The sequence below is a fragment of the Mycobacterium sherrisii genome (assembly GCF_002102355.1).
GTDB classification, from domain to species: Bacteria; Actinomycetota; Actinomycetes; order Mycobacteriales; family Mycobacteriaceae; genus Mycobacterium; species Mycobacterium sherrisii.
Genome location: NZ_LQPT01000102.1, coordinates 1 through 22,253, shown reverse-complemented (window position 1 = coordinate 22,253; position 22,253 = coordinate 1). Strand labels below are relative to the sequence as shown.

The following is a 22,253-nucleotide window of genomic DNA, read 5'->3' as shown; positions in this document are numbered from 1 at the left end:
GATAATTACTCCGCATGCCCACGTTCCGAGCGGTCGACCCGCACGGCGAAATCGTCGCGGCGAAGGATTTCGACAGTGCCGAGGCGGCACACGCCTGGTTCATCGGCGTCGCCGACAGTGCCGAATTGGGCTGGCGGATGGAAGTCGATGACGCCGGGGCCTGGGCGTTTTTCGACGACACCGGCGGTTTCACCGCGCCGGCGAGTCGTCCTCCCCGCGCCGGCGACGACACCCGCAAGCATCGCCACCGCTGCGGTTAGTCCGCCGTAGACAACCGCTTGGCGGCATCGGCCGTCCCGCGGCCGCGGGACACGTGGACGGGGAACTCGTCGCCGGGCTCCGGCCACGGCTGGCGGGCCAGCATGTCCGAGACGTTGACATAGCCTTCTTCGATTACGCCGGCCTTGGCGTCGGCGATGCGATACCACTGCCGCTGGGTCTGGATCGGTTGGCCCTCCAAGATGACCACCCGGACGTCCCCCTCCTGGAAGTCGCAGCGCCGCTGCAGGGCCTCCAACAGCTGTTCGTTGTGCAGGTGGCCCTCGCCGAAGTTCCAGCCGACCAGCGGGCCGGCGACGATCTCCCCCTCGCGCATCCGGTAATCGGCCTCGTTGTCGATGGCGCGGGGCAGCAGCCCGTTGAGCGCGCGGCCGTGGGTGTGCATCGCTCGGAAGGCGGCGGCCTTGTCGGTCATGATCTCGGCGGTCGGCGCGTCGTACAGCTTGGCCAGTTGGTGCACGGTCAGTGCGGAGCTCTTGACCACGTTGGCCTCGATCTTGTCCTCGGCGCCGGCGCGGAAGCACCACACGCTGGTGGCCCAGTTGCCGGCGTAATAGCGCATCGCGGGCAGGAACGAAAACTGCTGCGGGAACATGTTTCCCAGGATCGGCACCACAGCCAGGGCGACGACGAGGATGGCGAGCAGCAGGGGTGATCGAATGTCGGTTGCGTGGATCCCGGTGTAGTGCCCGAACAGGTAGAACAGTGAGAAGATCAGAAAGACGTTCCACTCCAACGGAACTCCCATCGGGAGGTTGGAAATGATGTTGAGGTGGAAGATCACCATGAACCCGATCAAGAACCACGCCCACCGATGGCCGTCGGCGAAGAAGACCAGTACCAGCGGCACCAGCAGCTCGGCGGTGGTGCCCCCGACATGGGCCATGATCTTGGGAACCCACGAGGGACGGACGTCGTTGACCGCGTCGCGGTAGAGCCGGCGTTTGACCCAGTTGAACGCCTTGCTCCGCAGTAACGGGTGATTGCTGGTCATCGCGGCGACGACATAGGGGAAGTGGTGGTTGAGCTTGGAGGTCGCCGCCCCCCACCACAGCGCCAGCATGATGATTTTGAAAGCGGCGATCTGGTCGGTGAATTCGAAGAAGAAGACGAACAAGGTCAGCCAGTAGTGCTCGCCGCGAGCCGCGAGGAACACGGTCTTGTCGCGCAGCCCCAGCAGGGCCAGGCCGACGATCGCCGGGACCAGCAGCACGGGGTCGAGCAGACCGACATCGCCGTCGGGGGTGACGGGGCCGCCGTGTCCTGACGACAGCAGGGCCCAGGTGCCCGACGCCAGCACGATGGCGTACAGGGCCACGTCGACGATGCTGCGCGTATCGCCGCGCGTGAACGGAACCGCCCGCGGCCAGGGCGGCAGTCGAATGGTGTTGGGCCGCAACCAGAAAAGAACGCCACCGATGGGTGGCCAGAATCTCGCGGTCAGCGGGCCCGACCCGCAGCCCAGGCCGAGGACTTCGAACAGCAGCGTGAAAACGACGAGCTTCTGATAGACGATCGGCTGGGTCCACCATGCGCCGATCTGGCCCAGCCCACCGAGGCCGGGCGTCAGCGCGATGACCGCCGTCGCCCCGCCGGCGTAGGCCGCCATCTTCAGCACGTACAGGAAGTAGATCGCATACGGGGTGCCGAAGCCGTGTTCGACCCAATGTCGAGTCACCACTTGCAGCCTCGCCGATCGCGGCAGGGTGGGCCAGGTGTCGTGATCGACGTCTGGCAGGTCCGGCGTGATGAATCCCATGATGCCCCGTTCCACGTTGAACCCAGTAGGCAAGTACTCAATGTAGCGCCGTCCCGGATTTGCTCGCGAGCATGGCTCGGGTTTCTTCGCCGGGCCGCAGCCGCACTGACAACCCAGATTGTCTTGTGATGAACGAAGCAGGTCACCCCTTCGTTTGCGCAGCGTCACGCCATAAGCTGGCGTGACGTGCGCGACATCCGGTCCCCGCGCGCTTGCGTGAGGGGCGCTACGAATCGGCACTCCCCCCCTTTACTCTCTGACGCGACAGTTGGTCAGCGGAAGGCAGGTATGAGTTCAACGACAGAACGTGTGATGCCCGTGCGCCGTCGCACACCGCTCAATCGTTCGCAGATCGCCGGTTTTTGGGGGGCGTGGACCGGCTGGACTCTTGATGGGATGGATTCGTTCATCTACGCGCTGGTGCTTACACCGGCGCTGACGGAATTGCTGCCACGATCGGGCATCGCGGCGACCCCGTCCAATGTCGGGCTCGCGGGTTCCATTCTGTTCGCGCTGTTTCTGGTGGGCTGGGGGCTTTCCTTCATCTGGGGCCCCATCGCCGACCGCTTCGGCCGGACCAAGGTGCTGGCGGCGACGATCTTCACGTTCGCGATTTTCACCGGGCTGTCGGCTACGGCGCACACCGTTTGGGAGCTCGCCACCTATCGGTTCATCGCCGGTGTGGGTATCGGCGGCGAGTGGGCGCTGGCCGGAACCTACGTCGCCGAGGCGTGGCCGGAGGACCGGCGCAAGATGGGCGCCGGTTATCTGCAGACCGGCTACTACGCCGGCTTCTTTTTGGCAGCGGCGCTCAACTACACCATCGGTGTTCACTTCGGCTGGCGCGCAATGTTTTTGACCGGTGCTGTGCCGGTCGTCGTGGCGATCATGATCCTGACCCGAGTTCGGGAGACCGAGAAGTGGGAGCGGGCCGAGGTTTCCGCGACAGCACCGACGAACCCGTTGCGCGAAATCTTCAGTGCGCATTATCGACGCCGGACGTGGGTGGCGTGTGCGCTGGTCACGATCGCGATCGTGGGCTTGTGGGCCGGCACGGTGTACGAACCGACGGCCGTGATCCAGCTCGCGCAGCATGCGGGTCTGGGTAAAGCCGATTCGACGAAGATTGCGTCGTTTGCCACCGGGCTGCTGTCGATCGGCACGATCCTGGGATGTCTTGTGCTGCCGGTAATTGCCGAACGCGTCGGGCGGCGAAAGACGGCGGCATTCTATTTCGCCGGCATGGCGGTATCGATTGCCGCCAGCTTCGGCTGGGCGTTTTATCAGCCCCACGGCCTGGCGCCGTTCATCGCCTGGCTGTTCGTGCTCGGCTTCTTCGGGGGCAACTTTGCGCTGTTCAGCCTCTGGTTGCCCGAACAATTCGAGACACGCGTGCGCGCAACAGCATTCGCGTTTTGTACCTCGTTCGGCCGGTTCGTCGGCGCCGGTGTGAACTTCATCCTCGGCGCCGCTGTGCTGCACACGCACACCCTGGGATTGCCCGTCGCCCTGACGTCGCTCGTCTTTTTGATCGGGTTGTTCATCATTCCGTTGGCGCCCGAGACCCGCGGCGAGCCGTTGCCTTCCTAGCACCGGCATCGGCGTATCGTGCGGGCCACTTCGCGGTGAACGCATCCGGCGGCACCGTGGCCCCGGTTTCGGGCGTGACGCCGGTCCATTGGTCGGTCGCGTCCTCGGCCCAACGCGCCCAACGAAGTATGGCTTGATACTGGGCCATCAACAGCTTGCCGGTAATCGCCGTGATCGGCAGGCGGTCCGGAAAGGGACCGCCGCTTGTCGCGTATTCTGTTAATCTATCCATGATTTCGGTCAGTCGTGCTTCGGCGTCGGCGCGAATTTCCTGCACCGTCGAACGTAGCTGAGCCACGTCACCGGCGTCCGCGAACGCCACCTTGATCATGGCTTCGGACTCGAGGCGGATCCCCGCGGCCGGCAGGTCCATCCAGTCATGCAGCGCGGTGCGCCCCGCCTTGGTGATCTCGTAGACGGTGCTGCGCCGCTTACCGGTGAAAGTCGGTTTGGCCCGCGCTAATCCGGCGGCAACCAGCTTTTTGGGCTCCTCGTAGATCATGCTGGCCGCACGCAGCCAGAACCAGCTCAGCGTCCGGTCCATCTGTTGGGCGAGTTCATAAGTCGTGAATGGCTGGATCGAAAGCAATCCGAGTATGGCAAAGGACGTTGGTGTCAGCTGCTTACTGGGCATCGGTTGACAGTACTCCAGATCGGACTAAAGTTGAGAATACCCCGATATGGAGTATCAGGGGAGGGGAACTCGCTCATGCAGACCCGGTTGACCCGTGAATTCGATATCCGCCACCCATTTGTGGGCGCGGGCATGGCATTTGTGGCACACGAGCAGCTCGCGGCCGCGGTCACCAACGCCGGCGGTTTGGGTGTGCTGGGCGCGTCTCCCGATCCGGCCGAGAGCCTGGTGGTGATGGTCGAACGTTTGCGCACTTTGACGTCGGGACCATTCGGCGTCGACCTCATCTGCGCCGAGACCGGTCTGGGACCGGCCACCACGGATCAACACATCGTCGAATGCATTCGGTTGGGCGTACCGCTGGCGGTGTTCCACCATGGCCCGCCGCCGAGTCAATGGGTCGGTGCGCTGCGCGAGGTGGGAATCCACGTGTGGATGCAAGCCTCGTCACCCGAGATCGCCGCGACGGCAATTGAATTCGGTGTCGACGGCATTGTCGCTCAAGGCAGCGAAGCCGGTGGCCATGCCCGCGGGCACCTACCGTTGCATGCGTTGCTGCGGACCATCCGCCAGCAGTGGCCCGACGCGCTGCTGCTCGGTGCCGGCGGGATCTCGGATGGGGTGGCGGTAGCGGCGGCGCTGCGGGCGGGCGCGGATGGCGTATGGGTCGGCACCGCGTTGGTCGTCGCCGACGAGGCCAACGCCCACCCCGAGTACAAGCGCCGACTTATCGAGTCGTCCGGTAAGACGGTGCGCACCATCGCATTTGGGCCCGAGTGGCCGAACCAGCCGTATCGGCTCCTCGCGACGCCCGCCGTGCTCGACGCCGAGGCAGCAGCGCGCCGTGGTGACGACGCCCAGCCGGTGGCGCCCATCGGGCGCACCCGGCTGTTCCCGCATTCGGCAAATATGCCGTACGAGTTACCGGCCCGGTCGGCGTTGCCGCCGACAATCGATACCGACGGCGACTGGGACGCAATGGTTTACCCGGCCAGTCAAGGAGTGGGGTCGCTCCGAAGGAGCGCCCCGGCCGCCGAGATCGTCGAGCAGATGATGAGTCAGGCGTATGCCGTGCTCGGCATCGACCGCCTGCCCGCCGAAGGAGCGGACAGTTAGCCCCGTGCCGATTACCCGTGACGCGGCGCAACGACGAACGGTGCTGATCGCGTCGGCTGGTCAATAACCGATCGACGCCAAAAACGAGCCGCGCGGCTCCTGGTAATGACCCAGGGTCATCAGGTTCAAGACGTAGACCATCCGCAAACCCTGGTCGAAGCACCAGCGCAACAGCTCGGCGTTGCGTAGCGGAACAAGGAACCCGTTCAAGGAAAACTCCTCGGCGCTCGCGATCAAGGCGATGAGGTCGTCGTTGCTCACCGCGACCGAGTGTCCGACGAACCCGATGCCAGTGGTGTATCCGGTGATGCGGCCGTCACGTTCGACCACTTTGGCCGCCCCTTGATTGATCGCATCACGCACCTCGCCGCTTCGGTCGTGACCGTGAACTTGCAGACACAGCTTGTCGCACTCGGCCAGATCCGTCAGTTGTGCCGCCCGCACGTCGAAACCGTTGAACTGGCGCAGCAGTGGTGTTCCCTGGATCGCCGCGAGCGGCTCCCGCGTCTTGAAACCGAGTTTCGTGTACAAGCTCATCGACCGGTTGTGATACGCCATCTGCACCAGGCGCACGCCCAACGCCTGCCGCTCGGTGCTGCGGTCCAACACGGCCTGCATTAGGGCGCGCCCAATGCCGCCGTCCTGCAGATCGACGTCCACGCTCACCGGGCCCACGCTAAAGATTGACGATCGTTCGTCGAGAAAATTGCTGCCGACCAGACGATCGTCGGATTCGGCGACGATGCTGAAGAATTGGGGATGCGACTGCAGGGACGCGAGCAGCTCGTGCGCGTAGGTCACCGACGGAAAGTCGGGCGGAAAGTTGTGCCGGGCCGCAATCGCGCTGAAAGCCTCGTAGCAGATCCGCGCACATTCGCCGGTGTCCGTTTGCGTCATGGTACGTATGCGGGTCATCGAGTGTTCCTTATCCGTAGCTGGCGCTAATGACGGATCTTACCTAGCCCGCCTGTGGTCAAACGCCGTGTGGCTGAGTGGCTTAGCCTCCTACGACGAAGCCGGTGCCTACCTAGTTGCCGGGCCCGATCACATAACAGCGGCCGGTGCTGCTGCTGAGCAACACTTCTTGCACCGCCGACTTGTCGATCGCGGGGAACTCGAAGCGATGCGTCTGCTGGCCGGCTTCGATGGCCGCTTCCTGTGACTGGTCGGTGCCGTCGTTCTTGCGCACAATCGCGGTGACCTTGTCTGGCTTCGACAGGTTCTGGGGCTCGTGGAAATACCAGATCTCGATGCCCGGCCCGCCTGAATTGGCTTGCCAGCCATCGGAATAGAAGCAGGCGGGATTACCTCGGCATCCGGTGGGGGCGGGGCACAGATCGACAATCCGACGCAGTCCGGTGCGCCGCTGGTGGTCGTGATCGGTGAGATGGTCGTGCTCGCCGCCGCGCTGGGGGTGTGCCCGGTCCTGCTGGTGGCTGACGCTGTCGAGCTGGAACCCGCCGCATCGGGATGCGATGTCGGCTGCGACCCGCACGCGGTCATGGTGACACAGCCCAGTGCGACGACGGCCAGTAATCGCGGTCTTGTCGACATCGACGTCCTCCCCGCGGGCAAACCGCCCGAAGCAGCGGTCACCCCGGCAGGATGCCACAGCTCACGGCATTTCGGTGCGCGTTTGCTGCAATGGGTTGCGCGTCAGCAGTGGTCGGCGATCCAGGTTGTGGTGAACCGCTGCACCGCGGGAATGCTTTCGGCCAGACTGGCGCCCAGGGACTTCTCGAGTTTGCCGCCCACCAACGGGATCTTGACTTCCACCTTGACGGCGAAGCGAAGTTGGGTGCCGGTGTCGATGGGCGCTAGCCACGCGTCGGCGCGGCCCGATCCGACCTTCGGCGACGTCGTGACGTTGACCTGGCCGCGCACCTGACCGTCGCCGGCCGGCTGCCACGTCTCGCTGTGCACGAGCTTGAGGTCGGCGGGCGCGAACTTGGTGACCATGCTCGGCAGCAGCGCGCGGCCGACGTGCTGGGTGACCTGTACCGCCACCGCGCCGTCCGGGCCGACGGTCAGCGAATCCAGCGTGGTCGACGCGTCCCCGATGGCGATGCGGGCCAGCCAATAGTCCTCGCTGCTGAATGCCGCATGAATTTGTTCCACACTGGCCGGTGATTCGGTCAGAACATCGAATGAGCGGGGCATAGCAACACATTCTTGCCGAAGTCGCACCGTCACGTCCGGGCATATCCGAAAGCTCCTGGCCGCCAAAGGGACTGGCGCGGCGGGCGGTGCTATTGCTTGTCGACCTTGCCGGCGATCTGTTTGGCGACGTTGACCGCCGCATCCCCGGGATCTTTACGGCACGCCTCGGTGTCGATTACCACGTTGTTGCGGACGGTGAGCGCACGCTGGCAGCTCTGGGACATGGAGTCGGCGTCCTTGCTCAACGTCACGTTGACGCTGGTGCTCAAGATTCCGTCCGCGTTAGACACCGGACCGACCCTCCAGTGGATGCTCAGGGCGTCCGCGTCACCACCGGGAACGGTGTCCTCGCGGTTGGCGCACGCGGGCCAGCGTTGCGCCGAACTGTCGAAGAAGGCCTTCGCCTGCTGGGCGGACGGGAACAACACCACGAATTGGCTGACGTCAGGGTTTGGGTCATTCGAGTCCGGGGGGATAGGCGCAAGGTCACGCTCGCCGTGCACTCCGGTGTTTCCGCTGCCGCCGTAAATGGGCGCCAAGGCCTCACCGGTGATGTACAGGCACTCGGCAGGAAACTTGTATCCCTTCGGGAAGACCTCGGTACTTTTGTCTTCTTGCAGGGTGTCGAAGGTCTTGTCCGTCTTCGAACCGGTAACCCCCAGCACGCTGTCGACTTCGGCGGGCGTGAGCAACAGGTTCGGTAGCGCCGCGGGGGCCAGGGGAGGCTTGGACGAGGTTGTGGTCGTCGTCGACGACGAGGCGCCGCCGTCCTGGTGATCTCCTCCGCAGGCCGCGACCAAGAGTCCGGCGGTGGTGACGGCGACGACGAGTGGTGACTGACGCATGGTTGAGTGCCCTTCCTATAGCGCCGACTCGACGAGCGTTCCGCGGACCCGCGCGTTTGCTCTGCAGAGAGGTGTGCGGGTGGAGCATACGCCAGCAGCGCGGGCCCGCGGGCGTTTTGCGCAAAGCCCAGTGCGTTCTCAAACCCGGCGCCGCAGGGGCCCGGTCCGCCGCGCCGGGTGACTATTGTTTGTCGACGTTGCTGGCGATTTGACGGGCGATCTGCACACCTACGTTGCCCGGGTCCTGGCGACACCCAGCAACGTCGATCGCGACATTGTTGCGCACTGTCAGCGCGCGCTGACACGTCTGCGATTTGGTCTCGTCGTTTTTGCTCAGCCGCACGAACACGGTCGTGCTCAGTACGCCGTCGACGTTGGAAACCGGTCCGACCTTCCACTCGATGCTGACCGCGTCCGGAGTGCCGCCGGGGACGTTGTCTTGCCGGTTGGCACACGCCGGCCACCGTTCGGCGGAGTGGGCGAAAAAGGCGTCTGCTTCGTTGGCCGACGGGAATAGCACCACGAACTGATTTGCGTTGGGGCTGGGGTCTTTCGGGTGGGGTGGCGGCACGGCGATCCGTTCGCCGCGGACGGCCACACTGCCGCTGTTGCTGTACACCGGCGCGATGGCGGGACCCATGACGTAGACGCACTCCTCGGGAAACTTGTATCCCTTCGCGAACGCGCCGACGGTTTGGTCTTCCTGCAACGTGTCGGACAGTCGGTCGGTCCTCGAACCGGCTACCCCCAGCACGCTGTCGACCTGGGCCGACGTCAGGAAGAGGTTGGGCAGTGCGGCGGCGGGAACCGGCTGCTTCGTGGCAGTCGTGCTGGTCACCGTCGAGAAGGTGACACCGGTGCCGCCCCCATTGCTGTCGCACGCGGCGGTCAGCATCGTGACGGCAACAGCAACGGGGGCGGCGACGGCTTTGCCGAGGGTGGCGCCCGCAAGCTTGCCCATGGTTGACGGACCTTCCTGCCGCAGGGTGGTTTTTCGGAGCATATGACACGGCAATGCGGGCGCCGCGGCATTTGCGAGGCGGGGTCGTCTGGCTGCCAGACTGGGGGTGTGCCCAAAACCAAGTTCACGTCGGTGGCGCCGATCATCCCGGTGCGCAACCTGGATGTGGCGCTGGATCGCTATCGCCGGCTTGGCTTCAACGCCCGCGCCTACGCCGGACCCGAGCGGTACGGCTTCGTGGATCGAGGTCCGGTGTCGATGCATCTCACCGAGTGGGCCGAACACGACCCGTTGCGGACCGCGGCCAGCGTGTATTTCTACGTCAGCGATGCAGACGCCCTCTACGCGGAATGGGCGGCGCTGCAAGGGCTCGGCGGACGCTTGCTGGCGCCGGCCGACACCGACTACGGCTTAAGGGAATTCGGCTATATCGACCCCGACGGCACGCTACACCGCATCGGTTCGCGGCAAACCTGACGCCACCTCGTCGGCCGGGGCGCCGGCGGCCTGACCGTGTGCCAGCGCCACCACCGCCGCCGCCATCACCGCGACCGACAGCCCGAGTGCGACCATGCCGAGATGGTCGGTGTTCAGGGTCTCGCCGAGGACGGCGATGCCGAGCACCGACCCGACGAGCGGCTCGGTGATGGTGACGGCGGGCAGCGACGCGGTCAGCGGGCCCGCCCGAAACGCAGACTGCTCCCGGGCGGTCGCGGCGATCGCCAGCACCGCCCATAGGTACAGTTCCGGTGTCTTCAACAGCTGCCCGATGCCGTGCCCGAGCTGATCGACCACACCCTTGGTGAGCACCGAAAACACGCCCCACAGCGTGCCCGCCATGAGGCCCTGCAACAACGCGCTGCGCCAACCCGAGGACACGCGCGCGCCGATCAGGCAGAACAGCAGGACCGGCCCCAGGACCACCGCCACGATGGCCCACGTCTTGACCGACCCGCGTGGCGTCCCGGCCTGCGGGTTGCCGACCGTGACCACCGCCGTGACGGCCGCGGCCAGCAGCACGGCCCAAATCGTTTGTCCGCGAGATATTTTGCGGTGATTAGCGATGCTGCTGATGAGCAATGCGAAAAGCAGCGAGGTCACCGACAATGCCTGCACGAGGACCACCGAGCCCAGGCCGAGCGCCGCGGCCTGCAACCCGAACCCGCCCGCGGCCACGAGCGTGCCCAACCACCAACGACGGTCGCGAAGCAGCCGAGCGAACAGGGCGGGCGCGCTGACCGATTTGTCGGTGACCTGTTGGGCGGATCGCTGCTCGGCGACATCGCCGATGCCGACCATCAGGGCGGCCGCCACGGCGAGCAACGCCGCGATCCCGGTTGTCCCCATCGACGGCTCCGGCTAGCTTTCGCGCCGGATCTTCAGCGCAGCGGTGATCATCGGAATCTGCAGCGGCAGCCGGGCCAGCGAGACGATGCGCATCGGCCACGACTTGCCCCACCACAGCCGACACATGTTCACGTTCGCCGGGAACACGCTGACGTACAGCAGCACGGCCGCCAGCGCGGCCGACCGGCGGGTCCGTCGCGGCAACAGCAGGGCGCCGATGGCGATTTCGGCGACACCGGATGCATAGGTGTAAAACCGCTGATTGCCGGGCAGTTCGGCGGGGACGATCGCGTCGAACGGCTTGGGGGCCAAAAAATGCACCGTGCCGACGCCGATCAACATTGCCGCGGCGCGGTATGCGGCGGCCTGCGTCGCCCGCGCGGATGTGGTGGTCATCCAGACATTGTGCGCATATCAGGCCAATGCTCTAGACGTGAGGTTCTTCGACGGCGTGCGCGTCGACGGGATTGATCCGGTTGACGATCAGCGGGTCGGACTTGGTGAACGGGAAGTCGGGCAGGTCGTCGATGTGGGTGTCGAAGGTGGCCGCCAACACTTTGCGCGAGTAGGCGCTGATGGCCGTCCGGTAGCCGATGTCGGCGGGGGTGGGCTGGTCGAAGAAGATGCAGAAGTGCAGCTCGGGAGTGTCGAAGACCTCGATGTGGTGCGGGTAAGCGCGCGGGATGAAGTACACGTCGCCCTGCCGTAGGTACCAGGTGTCCAGTTCGCCGCCCGGGTTCATCACGGTCATCCGCGCCGCGCCCGTGTTGACGTATCCCATCTCCGCGGTGATCGGATGCCAGTGTGGTTCGCGCATGCCATCCTCGCGGATGCGCAACGAGTACATCGACAGGTCCTGAAGCGCCGGCCAGTACTGCACGCGCGCGGTCCGCGCGGACCCGACCGCGCTGGTGACCGGAGGCGTCATCGCGTCGACGGAGAACTTGTGCGGGTCGTCGAAGTGAGCAGTCGCCGGCACCTCGGGGTCGCCGTCGCGGGCGGCCAACGCGCGGTCGACAGTGCTGCGTCGCACGGCGGCGAAGTCCCTGGCCGGCAGGTCGTAGGTGTTGCCCAGCACGGCGTCGGTCATCGCGCCAAATGCGGCGCCCAGCCCGAAGTCCTCGGGACGCTCGCTACGGAAGGTGATGATGAATTCGGCTGTGTCCGTACCGATGTTCTCGATGTGATGCAGGGAGCCGGAGTCGATGTGGAACATCTCGCCCGCGTGGATCACGAAGGAGGCGAATCGGCTCCCGGTGTCCAACACCGAAACAAGGGCGGTCCCCGAGACGCAATAGGTCAATTCGTTGGCGTTGGCATGCCAGTGCGGCGTGCGCATCGCGCCGGGGTTGATGAGCAGCCGCTTGATCGACAGCCCCTTGAGGATGGGAAAGACGTCGGCGGTCAGCCGGGTGATCGACCCCAGATCGGACTCCTCGACGATCTCACCTTCGGTCAACGACGCGACGTGTTTGCTTAACTGCCTGGACATTTCATCCTCCTCAACAGCTTCGGATCGCCGATCCGAGCGGGTCACCACGATCACGATGCCGCGCGCAGGACTGCACCGTCCAACACGGCTTTTCGATCTGATGATCAGCGATGGCTATCGAATACGCCCGGTTCGTCGAACGGCGGTCAGCGATCGGCGTCGGCGATGCTGGTGGTCGCGCCCGGCACGTCGGCGAAAGCCGCTGTGGCGCCGTACTTCGATTTAGCCGAACCGCTTAATTGTTAGCGCTGTCACATCGCCGGGCGCACCAAATTTAGGCCGTTACTATTGCCTATACAGTATTTGATACGATTCGTGTCGTCTGACCGCCCACCGCAGCGAGGTTGAGAACATGGGTACACCCGTCATCGTCGGAGCTGTCCGGACGGCAATCGGCCGCTCGTTCAAGGGCACCCTGGTCAACACGCCGCCCGAGACGCTGATCACCGCGGTGCTACCGGAGGTGGTCCGCCGCTCCGGCGTCGACCCGTCTGCCATCGATGACATCATCTTCGCCGAATCCCATTACGGGGGTGGCGATTTGGCGCGCTACGCGGCCACCACCACCGGCTTGGAGCACGTTCCCGGCCAATCGGTCAACCGGCACTGCGCGGGCAGCCTCACCGCCATCGGCAACGCCGCCGCCCAGATCGGTTCCGGCATGGAACGCGTACTGATCGCCGGTGGAGTGCAGTCGTTGTCGATGACGCCCCTGACCAACTGGCGCATTCCGGGCCCCGAGCTGAAGTTCGAGGAGCGCTGGATGCCGCCGACCCACGTCGAGACGCCGGACGCACCCGCCAAGGACATGTCGATCACGGTCGGCTGGAACACCGCGCAGTCGGTCGGCATCACCCGCGAGGAGATGGACGCCTGGGCGGCGCGTTCCCACCAACGCGCCGTCGCGGCCCAGGACGCCGGCAAGTTCGTTGACGAGATCCTGCCGCTGAAGATCACCCAGGTCGACGGTTCGGTCACCGAGTTCGCCGTCGACGAGCACCCGCGGCGCGACACCACCGTCGAAAAGCTCGCCGGCCTGAAGGTCTTACACCCCGAGATCGAGGGGTTCTCGATCACGGCCGGCAACAGCAGCGGCACCAATGACGCCGCGGCGGCCGTGGCGCTGGTGGACAGCGACTACGCGCATGCCGAGAAGCTGCACGTGCTGGGGACGGTCAAGGCCTGGGCCGCGGCGGGCGTCCCGCCCCGGGATTGCGGGTTGGGTGCGGTCAAGGTCATCGGCAAAGTGCTGGGTCGCGCCGGATTGTCGCCTGACGACGTCGCTCTGTGGGAGATCAACGAAGCGTTCGCGTCGGTGCCGATCGCGGCGTGCCGCGAGTACGGCCTCGACGAGGAAAAGGTGAACTTTTCCGGCAGCGGCTGCAGCCTCGGTCACCCCATCGCGGCTTCCGGTGCCCGCATGGTCACCACGCTGGTCTACGAGCTGGCCCGTCGCGGCGGCGGCATCGGCGTCGCGGCGATGTGTGCGGGCGGCGGCCAGGGCGGCGCCGTTGTCGTCGAGGTGTAGCTGCCTCAGTTACAAAACGTGTAGCCGATGAATTCGGTCTGCCGGGTGTCGCTCGGCGAGTAGTTGACGAAATGCACGGCCGGCATCCCGTTGTACTCGGTGTCGATCTGTTGCGCGTCGGGCGGCGGTGTGCCGTTGGGGAAGGCCAGGATCATGTCGCCGAAGATCTTCAGGCCGCCCTGGCAGATGGCATCCTTGCGCGGCGGCCGCGGATTCCAGGCGTGCACGACAACCGGCTCGGTGACCTGATAGCCGGCCGCGCAATTGGGATCGCACAACTTGAACACGGCGGTGCCGGTGCCGTCGGCGCCCTGGGGCCCCCACGAACTCCATGACATGTCTTGCAGCGCAACGGCAACGCTCGCGCATCCCAGCACATTGAGATTCCTTGGCCGCTCGGCCGGTTGCACCGAGGGGTTGTAGCAGCCCGGAATTGCGTAGCTGTCGGGTGGCGCCGGTGGCTGGGTGGTGGGCGACGCCGAGGTGCCGTGCCGTCCGCCGAGGAGTTTGACGGCGACGAAGACCAGCGCACCAACCACCAGCAGAGCCACGACGATGACGATCAGTGTGAGGCGCCCCCGCCGCGGCTCGCTCTCCGCGGAGACCTTGCCGCTCACGATCACCAGGTTAGGACACGGCGGAACAACCGGGGGGCGGTCGCGGGCAAATTTGTGACACGTTAAATTTGGTCATCGCAACCAACATAGGGAAGTATCGAATTTCCACGACTCGTTAGGAGCAACCGATGAGTGACCACGCGCTGGCCGCCCGCTTGGCCACCGAAGCGGGGAGGCTGCTGCTCACAGTCCGTGAGGAGTTCGCCGAGGCCGAAGCCGGCGCGCGGAAAGCGGCGGGGGACAAGCGATCCCATGACTTTCTGGTCGAGGCGCTGGCCGGCGAGCGACCCGGGGATGTCGTGCTGTCCGAGGAGGGCGCCGACGACCCGGTGCGGCTGCGCTCGGAACGAGTATGGATCGTCGACCCGCTCGACGGCACCCGGGAGTTCTCCGAACTGGGCCGCGACGACTGGGCCGTGCACGTCGCGGTATGGCAAGCCGGCGAGCTGGTCGCTGGGGCGGTGGCGCTGCCGGCGCAGGGAGTCACGCTGGCCACCCCGCGGGTGGACGCGCCGCCGGTCGCGCAGGCCAAGCCGCGCATCGTCGTCTCGCGCACCCGGCCACCGGCGATCGCGTTGGCGGTGCGCGACGCCCTGGACGGCACCCTGGTGGAGATGGGTTCGGCCGGGGCCAAGGTCGCATCGATCGTCCAGGGGCTCTCCGACGTCTACGTGCATGCCGGTGGGCAATTCGAGTGGGACTCGGCTGCTCCCGTGGCGGTGGCCCGAGCGGCGGGTCTGCACACGTCGCGCATCGATGGGTCGAGATTGCGGTACAACCAGGCCGATCCCACGCTGCCGGATCTGGTGGTGTGCCGTCCCGAGTTTGCCGACGCGGTACTCGCTGTCACGCGTTGACGCCCACGGCGGCTCCGGTGTAACCGGCTGCGCGCCAAGTGGTCTCGGATGCCCGGGGTGATAATTGATGATTGCGCCTCATGAGGCCCTGACTCATCCTCATGAGGGCGCAACAATCAAATATTACATCGAATACGGCGGTGCAATATCAAGGCTGACCGACTGTGGCGCTCGCCACTTTTGAGCCGTGGTGACAAAAATGGGGAATCGGCCGGGGTGCCCTAGTCCCGCGCTCGGCCGCAATTAGGCGGTGCAGTTTGCACCACCGGACCGATCCAATGCCGCAACAAGGACCGCAACTCGGTGGCCGAGCGGGGCGGATCCGGCGGCACCAATACCAGCGACTGGATCAGCCGGAGCAGGTACTCGACCAGATCGTCGAAATCGCTGCCACGGTATCCTAAGCCGGCCCAGTCGATTTCGGTGCTTTGCAGCAGCAGGCGTGAGCGTCTCACCGATTCGCCGAGGACCATCTGTCGGCTCATCGACCGGCTCCGGTCGGTCTCCAGGAGCATCATCAACAACGGTTCTTCCGGCAGGCGTTCGACAAGAAAAGCCACCGCCTCAACCAGCAAATCCACCGGATCGTCAACGCCCGCAGTCAAATCGGCGATCCGGGTGGTCCACCCGCCGAGGGCGACATCGCTGGCGGCGGTAATCAGTTCCTCGAGCGAGGCAAAGTACCGGTAGATGGTGGGACGGGTGACCCCGAGGTCGGTGGCGATCACCGACAGGCTAGTTTGCTGAGCTCCCCGCCGCTCGATGCTTCCGATCGCCGCGTCGACTATGCGCTTGCGCGCTTCGTCGTCGTCGGTCGGTGGTGATCCACCCCAACCCTTCCGGCCCATGCCCGTCAGACCTACCGGAGCCCGGTGCGGCAACGCGTGACCATAGGATGAGCTTAGTGTCAAAATTTGTCCGTCGGCGTAGCATCTGAGTGCCAACGAGGCGAGGAGTGACGATGCTGCGGGTCGACACCCACCACCATGCCGTCCCGTCGGAATATCGAAACCTGTTGCGCAAGGCGGGGATCGAGTACGCCGGCGGGCGTGGGCTACCAGAGTGGAGCCCGGAGGGCTCACTACAGGCGATGTCCGAACTGGGCGTGGGAACGGCGATTCTGTCGGTGTCGGCGCCGGGGACCACGTTTTTGCCGAACCCCGCCGATGCCGCCGCGCTGGCCCGAGACCTCAACGAACATCTGGCTGCCGTCGTCGCCGCCCAGCCTGACCGGTTCGGGTTCTTCGCGACCATCCCGATGCCCCATGTGCAGGAATCGACCGACGAGGCGGTCAGAGCCCTGGATGAATTGCACGCCGACGGGGTGATTTTGCTGGCCAACGCGGCCGGTGTGTACCTGGGCCAAGACGGACAGGATGATCTGTTCGACGCCCTGAATGCGCGTTGCGCGGTGGTGTTCATTCATCCGGCGGACCTGCCGGGACCTGCCGTCAACGGCGTACTGCCGTTCGCGACCGATTTTCTGCTGGATACGACTCGTGCGGCGTATCTATTGGTGCGCAACGAGATTCGACAAAACTATCCCGATATCAAATTCATCCTGAGTCACGCCGGGGGGTTCGTGCCTTACGCTTCGCACCGGATGGCAATCGCCATCATGAGCGATACCGGGCGCGTGCTGACCGACACCCTGGACGATTTCGCGGGGTTTTATTTCGACACCGCGTTGTCCTCGACCGCGACGGCATTGCCGAGCCTGCTCGCGTTCGCCAAGCCCGGGCACGTGACGTTCGGCTCCGACTATCCCTTCGCGCCGATCGCGGCCGCGAAATTGTTCGCCGCCGGCCTGGAAACGTATCGCGCACTCGACGCGGATGCGCGCACCGCGATCGATCGCACAAATGCGCTGCGGCTCTTTCCGCGACTGGGATCGGCGCCGGCCCCGGCCGCCCGCTCGCCGATCGATCACGTGCGCCGCGCGGTCAGCAGGACCGTCATGCGCGGGGCCGCACGGTTGATCGACCCCCGCTGACGATTCAGAGCAGGGGCTTCATCCAGGACAGCACGCGTTCGGCCAACTCCGGTCCGCTGTCCTCCTGAATGAAATGGCTGGCCCGGATGCGGGCGTGCGGCTGCCCCGCCGCGCCGGGGATGTGCCTGATCAGCGGGCGATCGGCCTGCCCCAGGATCGGATCGCGCGCGCCGAAGATGGCCAGGAACGGTTTTTCCCAGCGGCCCAACGCCTCCCATGCCGCTCGATTGGCCGGAATGGCCGGGTCATCAGGGGAAGTCGGCACCAATTGCGGAAACGCCCGCGCCCCGGCCTGAAACGTCTTGTTCGGAAACGGCGCGTCGTAGCCGGCGCGCACTTTGGGCGGAACCCGGCGGACGGTGCCGGCGGCGACGATGCGTCCCGCGGGCAGCACGGGGGAGTACCGCGCAAAAGCGCGCCACGCCAAAAATCCCGGCGAGGGCCGCTGCTGGGCGGCGGGCAGAAAGCCGTTCGCCACCACCACCCGCGCGATGCGCTCGCCCTGCTCGGCGGCGATGCGCAGACCGATCAGCGAGCCCCAGTCCTGGACGAACAGGGTGACCTCCTTGAGCCGCAGCCGTTCGAACCACGAGGTCACCCACTCCACGTGCCGCAGGTAGGTGTAGTCCTCGACGCGGCTGGGTTTGTCCGAGCGGCCGAACCCGATCAGGTCCGGCGCCAGCACCCGGTTTCCGGCTTCGGCCAGCGGCGGAATCATCGTGCGGTACAGGTAGCTCCAGGTGGGCTCGCCGTGCAGCAGGACGATCGGCGGACCGTCGCCCGGTCCCTCGTCCAGGAAATGCATGCGAACCGGAGGGGAGTCGCTGGCTGCGACATCGATGTAATTCGCTACGAACGGATAGCCTTCCAAGTTTTCGAATCGGGAGTCCGGGGTTCGCAGCACATCCATATTCAGCTCCTCCGGTGTGCGGGCACCTGTGAAGCCTCTCTCCGCGAGGCGCCTTTCGTCCAGTGCGAGATTCGTTCGAGAACAAGCCGGCAGGTCATTAAAGATAACTAATTTGTGCTCCGACGTCGCGCGTTCGCGGCGAGTGCACGACTCATGCGGGTGATCGCCTCGGTGAGAATTCCTTGCGAGGTGGCGAAGTTCAACCGGACGTGACCGGATCCGTTAGTGCCGAACACGTGCCCGGAGCTCAGTGCGACGCGGGCGTGGTCGAGAAACCAGCGAGCGGGGCCGGACAGGTCGGCCACCACCGCAAGACCGTCGGCCGCGTCTTCTTCGAAACCCAGTCGCCGGCAGTCGAGCCACGCCAGGCAGGTGCCTTGCGGGCGGTGCCAGGTGACTCCCGGAAGGTGTTGTGCCACCAGCTCACTCAGCAATTCGCGATTGGAGTCCAGGCCATGCAGCAGCGCGTCGAGCCAGTCGTCGGCGCTGCGGAACGCTTCCGCGTGCGCGATGACGCCCAGATGACTCGGGCCGTGGCTGACCTCCTCCGGTAGGCGGTGCAGGTCTGGCGCTGCCTCGGGGCCGGCGATGGCCAGGGCCGCCTTGATCCCGGACAGATTCCACGCCTTGGACGCCGACATCAGGGCGAACGCGTCCTCGGCGCCGGGGACGCTGAGGTACGGGGTGAATCGCGATCCCGGCAGCACCACGGGGGCGTGAATCTCGTCCGACACCACCCGCACCCGGGAGCGTCGGGCCCGCTCGGCGACGCCGCGCAGTTCCTCGGCGGTGTGCACGGTGCCCGTCGGGTTGTGGGGATTGCACAACAGATAGGCGACCCGACGGCCCGACGTGCGGGCGCGCACGAACGTCTCCTCCAACGCGTCCAGCGCGATTCTTCCCTCGGCGTCAAGCGGCGCCTCGATGACCCGGCGCCCGCAGTGGGTGACGAACGCGTAGAACGGCGCGTACACCGGGGGGTTGACGACGACCGCGTCGCCCGGCTCGGTGACAAGCCGCAACACCTCGACGATGCCGAGCATGACATCGGGAACGATCGCGGTGCGACCCACCGCCAAGTCGTGCCATTGCCAACGGCGGGAAGCGAATTCGCCGACCGCCTCGGCGAGCGCGGTGCCCGACGGATAACCGGTGTCGCCGATGTCGATCGCCGCGCGCAGTGCCTCGGCGACGGTTGGCGGCAGGTTGACGTCCATCTCGGCGACCCACAGCGGCAACACGTCGGCGGGGTGTGCACGCCACTTCATGCTGGTGCGGCGCTGCAGCTGTTGCAGACCGAGTTCCTCGAGAGGATTAACCGTCACGCCCGCAGAGTAGCCGTGCCGACCTACCCGCCGACACCTGCATTGTGCGGGACGGTCAGCGGCACCCGGGACATCGCGGCCACCCTGCCGCGTTACGCCTTCGACTCAACGTGTAACGTACGGCCCAAAATTTGGGCCAGCGAGGAGCTTGCGTGTACACACTGCGCTTCGACATGCGCGATCCCGAATGGGCGGCACCCCCAACCGATCTGTACGCCGCGGCACCCGAGATGTGCGCCTGGGCCGAGGAGCACGGCGGTCTGGCCGCCGTGTTGTGCGAGCACCACGGCTCCGAAGACGGCTACCTGCCGTCGCCGTTCCTGCTGGCTGCGGCGGTGGCCGCGCGGACGCAGCGGCTGGCGCTGAGCCTGATCCTGATCCTCCCGTTCTACGAGACGGTGCGGCTCGCCGAAGACATGGCGGTGCTCGACATCCTCAGCAACGGTCGGGCGTCCTACATCCTGGCGCTGGGCTATCGGCCGGAGGAGTTCGAACACTTCGGCGTGTCGATGAAGACCCGCGGTCGCCTCTGCGACGAGAAGCTCGGGCTGCTACGGCGACTGCTCGCCGGGGAGACCGTCGTCGAAGACGGGCGCCGGATCCGCGTGACGCCGCGCCCGCTGACCCCCGGCGGGCCGGGACTGATGTGGGGCGGCGGGACGGTCGCCGCCGCGCGCCGGGCCGGCAGGTACGGGTTGGGCATGCTGGGCAACGCCAACGCACCGGGCATGCAGGAAGCCTACGAGGAGGCCTGCCGCGAGCACGGCCACCAGCCCGGGCCGACGATGTTTCCCAGCCGCGACACCCCCTCGGTCGTGTTCGTCGCCGACGATGTCGACCGGGCGTGGAAGGAGATCGGCGATCATCTGCTGCATGACGTGCGCACCTACGCGGCGTGGAATCCCGGCGACGAGACGACGGCCGGCTTCTCGCACGTCAACACCGTCGACGAGCTCCGCGAGACCGGCACGTCGCACGTGATCATCTCTGTGCCCGAAGCGATTTCGCGCGTCAAAGCGGGCCAGGTGCTCAACCTGTCGCCGCTGTGCGGGGGGCTGCCGCCGCAGATCGCGTGGCCATACCTGCGGCGTGTCGGCGAGGTGGTGTTGCCCGAGGCGCTCGGTTGAGCCGAGCAGCCTCACACTCGGGCCGGTCGCAACATGCCCGAGGCGACGACGGCGAGCACCATCCACCCGGCGGCGTAGCAGAACGCGATCATGGGCGAGGCCACGGTGTAGAGCACGCCGGCGATCACGGTCGCCACCACGTCACCGACCGCTTGAACCGCGCCCAGCACGCCGAACCCGCTGCCGCGCAGGCGATCCGGAAGCAGCTGGGATACCACGGCCGACTGAGTCGGTTCGGCGAGCCCGATGCCGGCGCCAGCGAGGGCAAAGCCCACCGCGACGACGGGCGCACTGTGCGCCCCTGCGGCGAACACCAGATAGCCGAGCACGTAGGCGACCCCGCCGGTGGCGAAGACGGCACGTGGTCCGGCCCGGTCGTAGCAGCGTCCCGCCGCCAACGAGGCCACCGTGGCGACCACGTTGTGGCCGGCGTAGATCAGGATCGCCAGCGACGTCGCCGCGGTCATTGTTCGGTCCGGAGTGGTCAGCAGCTGGGTGGACCGCAGGATCAGCAATGTCGTTGCGACATGGCCGAATTCGAACAGTGCCACCGGTAACAGCGCCCGCAGCATGCCGGCATTGCGCAGCGCCCCGAAGTCGAATCGCCGGGACGCCGGCGCACCCGCCTGACGACGTTGGCGTGCTTCGCGGGCGGCTATCAAAATGGCCACGGCCGCAAAGAAACCCGGGATCGCAGCCAAGCAGAGGGTGGGCCGAATGCCGACGCATGCGACGAGCCCGGCCGCCAGCAGCGGACCCACCACCGCGCCGAGATTGTCCCCGGCGCGCTCGAGCCCGAATGTCCTGCCGCGTGCCCATTCCGGGCTCAACGAGGCCAGCAACGAGTCGCGGGCCGGTGATCGAACACCCCGGGACATCCACGCGAGGGCCCGCAACAACCCGGCTTGCCACACGGTGGCCGTGACGCCGATGGCCCCGGTGGCCAGGGCCGTGGCCAGGTAACCGCCGGACGCGATCCGCCCCCGACGTTCGGGATCATTGGCGACCGGTCCGCCCAGAAGCTTCATCACCCCGATCAGCGCGTCGCTGATGCCGTCGACCACCCCAAGTGCGGCGGCCGAGGCGCCCAACGTTCCGGTGAGAAACGTGGGCAGTACCGAGGTGGTCACCTCGTGGCTCGCATCGGAGAAAAAGCTCGTCGCTCCGACGGCGCCGACGCCGCGGGTCAGCCACTTGCGCTCATCACGGGCATCGACGGTCATGGCTGGCAGATAACCATGATTCGTCGGCTTCGGCCAGGCTTCAGCTTATGAATCCTGTCCCGCCCGATCCCAGCTGCCCGGCAGCATCGGCGCGGTTGCGGCGGCGCCGAACGAGTCGTCGGCCAGTGTGGTCAAACCGGCGGCCCGTCGGCCGGTTGCCCGGTTCGCGGCCCCGGCGAAGCCGATCGTTCCCGCTCCGGATTCTGAATCGGTATTTGACTCCAGGTATTCGTAGCGACGGCCGAACATTTCGATGCCGCGGCGTCGTCGGGAGCCGGTGGGTTCGCGTGGGTTGGCGGCCGCTGCGGGTATCTCGGCGCCGAGCACTTCCTCGGCTTTCTTGGCCTTGACGGCAGTGCTCGCCGAGGAAGGGGTGGCAAGCTGCAATGCCCCGACGAGATAGGAGCCGGAAAATCCCTCCGCACCGGTGACCGGTGCCGCTGGAGCCGGGGGTGCCGGGGGAGGCGCGCCGTGGACGGGCGTTGGGGTC

The 22,253-nt window shown here is 66.2% G+C and carries 24 protein-coding genes; 8 read left to right on the top strand and 16 right to left on the bottom strand.

The window, feature by feature from the left end; genetic code table 11:
• Nucleotides 1-14 precede the first annotated feature (14 nt).
• Nucleotides 15-260 carry a hypothetical protein gene (locus tag AWC25_RS21675; protein WP_069400125.1) on the top strand — a complete coding sequence of 82 codons (246 nt, stop codon included), beginning with the start codon at nucleotides 15-17 and terminating at the stop codon, nucleotides 258-260.
• Here the strand turns inward: AWC25_RS21675 and AWC25_RS21670 are convergent.
• A complete protein-coding gene (locus AWC25_RS21670) occupies nucleotides 257-2,038 on the bottom strand; it encodes a DUF3556 domain-containing protein (RefSeq protein ID WP_069400182.1) in 1,782 nt (593 codons plus the stop codon). The two genes, AWC25_RS21675 and AWC25_RS21670, sit on opposite strands and share 4 nt — an antisense overlap.
• Nucleotides 2,039-2,224: 186 nt before the next feature.
• Between AWC25_RS21670 and AWC25_RS21665 the strand changes: the two genes are divergently transcribed.
• Nucleotides 2,225-3,628 carry an MFS transporter gene (locus AWC25_RS21665; RefSeq protein ID WP_211281066.1) on the top strand — a complete coding sequence of 468 codons (1,404 nt, stop codon included), beginning with the start codon at nucleotides 2,225-2,227 and terminating at the stop codon, nucleotides 3,626-3,628.
• On the opposite strand, the gene AWC25_RS21660 is transcribed toward AWC25_RS21665, so the two are convergent.
• Nucleotides 3,582-4,262, bottom strand: a complete 681-nt coding sequence (locus tag AWC25_RS21660; RefSeq protein WP_084229292.1) for a PadR family transcriptional regulator — start codon at nucleotides 4,260-4,262, stop codon at nucleotides 3,582-3,584. The two genes, AWC25_RS21665 and AWC25_RS21660, sit on opposite strands and share 47 nt — an antisense overlap.
• 75 nt (nucleotides 4,263-4,337) lie before the next feature.
• Between AWC25_RS21660 and AWC25_RS21655 the strand changes: the two genes are divergently transcribed.
• On the top strand, nucleotides 4,338-5,378 hold the full coding sequence (locus tag AWC25_RS21655) for an NAD(P)H-dependent flavin oxidoreductase (protein WP_085167576.1): 1,041 nt from the start codon (nucleotides 4,338-4,340) through the stop codon (nucleotides 5,376-5,378).
• Nucleotides 5,379-5,438: 60 nt separating this feature from the next.
• On the opposite strand, the gene AWC25_RS21650 is transcribed toward AWC25_RS21655, so the two are convergent.
• The 5 genes from AWC25_RS21650 to AWC25_RS21630 form a co-directional block, all read right to left on the bottom strand.
• On the bottom strand, nucleotides 5,439-6,293 hold the full coding sequence (locus AWC25_RS21650; RefSeq protein WP_085167572.1) for a GNAT family N-acetyltransferase: 855 nt from the start codon (nucleotides 6,291-6,293) through the stop codon (nucleotides 5,439-5,441).
• A gap of 112 nt (nucleotides 6,294-6,405) precedes the next feature.
• The gene (locus AWC25_RS21645) at nucleotides 6,406-6,873 is read right to left on the bottom strand and encodes a hypothetical protein (RefSeq protein ID WP_232326979.1); all 468 of its coding nucleotides are present in this window, start codon (nucleotides 6,871-6,873) and stop codon (nucleotides 6,406-6,408) included.
• A 161-nt stretch (nucleotides 6,874-7,034) separates the two neighbouring features.
• Nucleotides 7,035-7,538: a DUF2505 domain-containing protein gene (locus AWC25_RS21640; protein ID WP_069400121.1), complete on the bottom strand. Its 504-nt coding sequence runs from the start codon at nucleotides 7,536-7,538 to the stop codon at nucleotides 7,035-7,037.
• Between the two features lie 89 nt (nucleotides 7,539-7,627).
• On the bottom strand, nucleotides 7,628-8,383 hold the full coding sequence (locus AWC25_RS21635; protein ID WP_069400120.1) for a sensor domain-containing protein: 756 nt from the start codon (nucleotides 8,381-8,383) through the stop codon (nucleotides 7,628-7,630).
• 181 nt (nucleotides 8,384-8,564) lie between these two features.
• Nucleotides 8,565-9,344 (bottom strand): sensor domain-containing protein, encoded by a 780-nt coding sequence (locus tag AWC25_RS21630; RefSeq protein WP_158089768.1) that lies wholly within the window; start codon nucleotides 9,342-9,344, stop codon nucleotides 8,565-8,567.
• Nucleotides 9,345-9,452: 108 nt separating this feature from the next.
• On the opposite strand from AWC25_RS21630, the gene AWC25_RS21625 reads away from it, so the two are divergent.
• Complete coding sequence (locus AWC25_RS21625) at nucleotides 9,453-9,821, top strand: bleomycin resistance protein (RefSeq protein ID WP_069400119.1); 369 nt, start codon at nucleotides 9,453-9,455, stop codon at nucleotides 9,819-9,821.
• On the opposite strand, the gene AWC25_RS21620 is transcribed toward AWC25_RS21625, so the two are convergent.
• The 3 genes from AWC25_RS21620 to AWC25_RS21610 are packed head-to-tail and all read right to left on the bottom strand — an operon-like array spanning nucleotide 9,792 to nucleotide 12,183.
• The gene (locus tag AWC25_RS21620; protein WP_069400118.1) at nucleotides 9,792-10,691 is read right to left on the bottom strand and encodes a DMT family transporter; all 900 of its coding nucleotides are present in this window, start codon (nucleotides 10,689-10,691) and stop codon (nucleotides 9,792-9,794) included. The genes AWC25_RS21625 and AWC25_RS21620 overlap by 30 nt on opposite strands.
• A gap of 12 nt (nucleotides 10,692-10,703) precedes the next feature.
• Nucleotides 10,704-11,087 (bottom strand): DoxX family protein, encoded by a 384-nt coding sequence (locus AWC25_RS21615; protein ID WP_069400117.1) that lies wholly within the window; start codon nucleotides 11,085-11,087, stop codon nucleotides 10,704-10,706.
• A gap of 31 nt (nucleotides 11,088-11,118) precedes the next feature.
• Complete coding sequence (locus AWC25_RS21610; RefSeq protein ID WP_085167570.1) at nucleotides 11,119-12,183, bottom strand: cupin domain-containing protein; 1,065 nt, start codon at nucleotides 12,181-12,183, stop codon at nucleotides 11,119-11,121.
• A 352-nt stretch (nucleotides 12,184-12,535) separates the two neighbouring features.
• On the opposite strand from AWC25_RS21610, the gene AWC25_RS21605 reads away from it, so the two are divergent.
• A complete protein-coding gene (locus AWC25_RS21605; RefSeq protein ID WP_069400115.1) occupies nucleotides 12,536-13,711 on the top strand; it encodes a thiolase family protein in 1,176 nt (391 codons plus the stop codon).
• Nucleotides 13,712-13,716: 5 nt separating this feature from the next.
• Here AWC25_RS21605 and AWC25_RS21600 read toward each other — a convergent pair whose 3' ends face one another.
• Nucleotides 13,717-14,268, bottom strand: a complete 552-nt coding sequence (locus AWC25_RS21600; RefSeq protein WP_372513454.1) for a hypothetical protein — start codon at nucleotides 14,266-14,268, stop codon at nucleotides 13,717-13,719.
• Nucleotides 14,269-14,456: 188 nt separating this feature from the next.
• Between AWC25_RS21600 and AWC25_RS21595 the strand changes: the two genes are divergently transcribed.
• Nucleotides 14,457-15,185: a 3'(2'),5'-bisphosphate nucleotidase CysQ gene (locus AWC25_RS21595; protein ID WP_069400114.1), complete on the top strand. Its 729-nt coding sequence runs from the start codon at nucleotides 14,457-14,459 to the stop codon at nucleotides 15,183-15,185.
• Between the two features lie 221 nt (nucleotides 15,186-15,406).
• Here the strand turns inward: AWC25_RS21595 and AWC25_RS21590 are convergent, their stop codons facing one another.
• Nucleotides 15,407-16,033: a TetR/AcrR family transcriptional regulator gene (locus AWC25_RS21590; protein WP_085167568.1), complete on the bottom strand. Its 627-nt coding sequence runs from the start codon at nucleotides 16,031-16,033 to the stop codon at nucleotides 15,407-15,409.
• 113 nt (nucleotides 16,034-16,146) lie between these two features.
• Between AWC25_RS21590 and AWC25_RS21585 the strand changes: the two genes are divergently transcribed.
• Nucleotides 16,147-17,178, top strand: a complete 1,032-nt coding sequence (locus tag AWC25_RS21585; protein WP_069400179.1) for an amidohydrolase family protein — start codon at nucleotides 16,147-16,149, stop codon at nucleotides 17,176-17,178.
• Nucleotides 17,179-17,182: 4 nt separating this feature from the next.
• Here the strand turns inward: AWC25_RS21585 and AWC25_RS21580 are convergent, their stop codons facing one another.
• Together AWC25_RS21580 and AWC25_RS21575 are read right to left on the bottom strand one after the other, a co-directional pair.
• Nucleotides 17,183-18,088, bottom strand: a complete 906-nt coding sequence (locus AWC25_RS21580; RefSeq protein ID WP_069400112.1) for a haloalkane dehalogenase — start codon at nucleotides 18,086-18,088, stop codon at nucleotides 17,183-17,185.
• A gap of 107 nt (nucleotides 18,089-18,195) precedes the next feature.
• On the bottom strand, nucleotides 18,196-19,356 hold the full coding sequence (locus AWC25_RS21575; protein WP_276048773.1) for a MalY/PatB family protein: 1,161 nt from the start codon (nucleotides 19,354-19,356) through the stop codon (nucleotides 18,196-18,198).
• 209 nt (nucleotides 19,357-19,565) lie between these two features.
• On the opposite strand from AWC25_RS21575, the gene AWC25_RS21570 reads away from it, so the two are divergent.
• A complete protein-coding gene (locus tag AWC25_RS21570) occupies nucleotides 19,566-20,540 on the top strand; it encodes an LLM class flavin-dependent oxidoreductase (protein WP_069400110.1) in 975 nt (324 codons plus the stop codon).
• Between the two features lie 11 nt (nucleotides 20,541-20,551).
• On the opposite strand, the gene AWC25_RS21565 is transcribed toward AWC25_RS21570, so the two are convergent.
• Nucleotides 20,552-21,763, bottom strand: a complete 1,212-nt coding sequence (locus tag AWC25_RS21565; RefSeq protein WP_085167564.1) for an MFS transporter — start codon at nucleotides 21,761-21,763, stop codon at nucleotides 20,552-20,554.
• Between the two features lie 45 nt (nucleotides 21,764-21,808).
• Nucleotides 21,809-22,253 (bottom strand): PPW family C-terminal domain-containing PPE protein (locus tag AWC25_RS21560; RefSeq protein ID WP_142278988.1); only part of this gene is annotated, 445 nt, incomplete at its 5' end.

Excerpts from the sequence above, each read along its gene's own strand:
- AWC25_RS21595 (WP_069400114.1), top strand. The coding sequence starts at position 14,457 with ATGAGTGACCACGCGCTGGCCGCCCGCTTGGCCACCGAAGCGGGGAGG.
- AWC25_RS21660 (WP_084229292.1), bottom strand. The coding sequence starts at position 4,262 with ATGCCCAGTAAGCAGCTGACACCAACGTCCTTTGCCATACTCGGATTG.
- AWC25_RS21630 (WP_158089768.1), bottom strand. The coding sequence starts at position 9,344 with ATGGGCAAGCTTGCGGGCGCCACCCTCGGCAAAGCCGTCGCCGCCCCC.
- AWC25_RS21620 (WP_069400118.1), bottom strand. The coding sequence starts at position 10,691 with ATGGGGACAACCGGGATCGCGGCGTTGCTCGCCGTGGCGGCCGCCCTG.
- AWC25_RS21615 (WP_069400117.1), bottom strand. The coding sequence starts at position 11,087 with ATGACCACCACATCCGCGCGGGCGACGCAGGCCGCCGCATACCGCGCC.
- AWC25_RS21640 (WP_069400121.1), bottom strand. The coding sequence starts at position 7,538 with ATGCCCCGCTCATTCGATGTTCTGACCGAATCACCGGCCAGTGTGGAA.
- AWC25_RS21580 (WP_069400112.1), bottom strand. The coding sequence starts at position 18,088 with ATGGATGTGCTGCGAACCCCGGACTCCCGATTCGAAAACTTGGAAGGC.
- AWC25_RS21650 (WP_085167572.1), bottom strand. The coding sequence starts at position 6,293 with ATGACCCGCATACGTACCATGACGCAAACGGACACCGGCGAATGTGCG.
- AWC25_RS21585 (WP_069400179.1), top strand. The coding sequence starts at position 16,147 with ATGCTGCGGGTCGACACCCACCACCATGCCGTCCCGTCGGAATATCGA.
- AWC25_RS21565 (WP_085167564.1), bottom strand. The coding sequence starts at position 21,763 with ATGACCGTCGATGCCCGTGATGAGCGCAAGTGGCTGACCCGCGGCGTC.
- AWC25_RS21610 (WP_085167570.1), bottom strand. The coding sequence starts at position 12,183 with ATGTCCAGGCAGTTAAGCAAACACGTCGCGTCGTTGACCGAAGGTGAG.
- AWC25_RS21675 (WP_069400125.1), top strand. The coding sequence starts at position 15 with ATGCCCACGTTCCGAGCGGTCGACCCGCACGGCGAAATCGTCGCGGCG.
- AWC25_RS21635 (WP_069400120.1), bottom strand. The coding sequence starts at position 8,383 with ATGCGTCAGTCACCACTCGTCGTCGCCGTCACCACCGCCGGACTCTTG.
- AWC25_RS21670 (WP_069400182.1), bottom strand. The coding sequence starts at position 2,038 with ATGGGATTCATCACGCCGGACCTGCCAGACGTCGATCACGACACCTGG.
- AWC25_RS21575 (WP_276048773.1), bottom strand. The coding sequence starts at position 19,356 with ATGAAGTGGCGTGCACACCCCGCCGACGTGTTGCCGCTGTGGGTCGCC.
- AWC25_RS21590 (WP_085167568.1), bottom strand. The coding sequence starts at position 16,033 with ATGGGCCGGAAGGGTTGGGGTGGATCACCACCGACCGACGACGACGAA.
- AWC25_RS21655 (WP_085167576.1), top strand. The coding sequence starts at position 4,338 with ATGCAGACCCGGTTGACCCGTGAATTCGATATCCGCCACCCATTTGTG.
- AWC25_RS21605 (WP_069400115.1), top strand. The coding sequence starts at position 12,536 with ATGGGTACACCCGTCATCGTCGGAGCTGTCCGGACGGCAATCGGCCGC.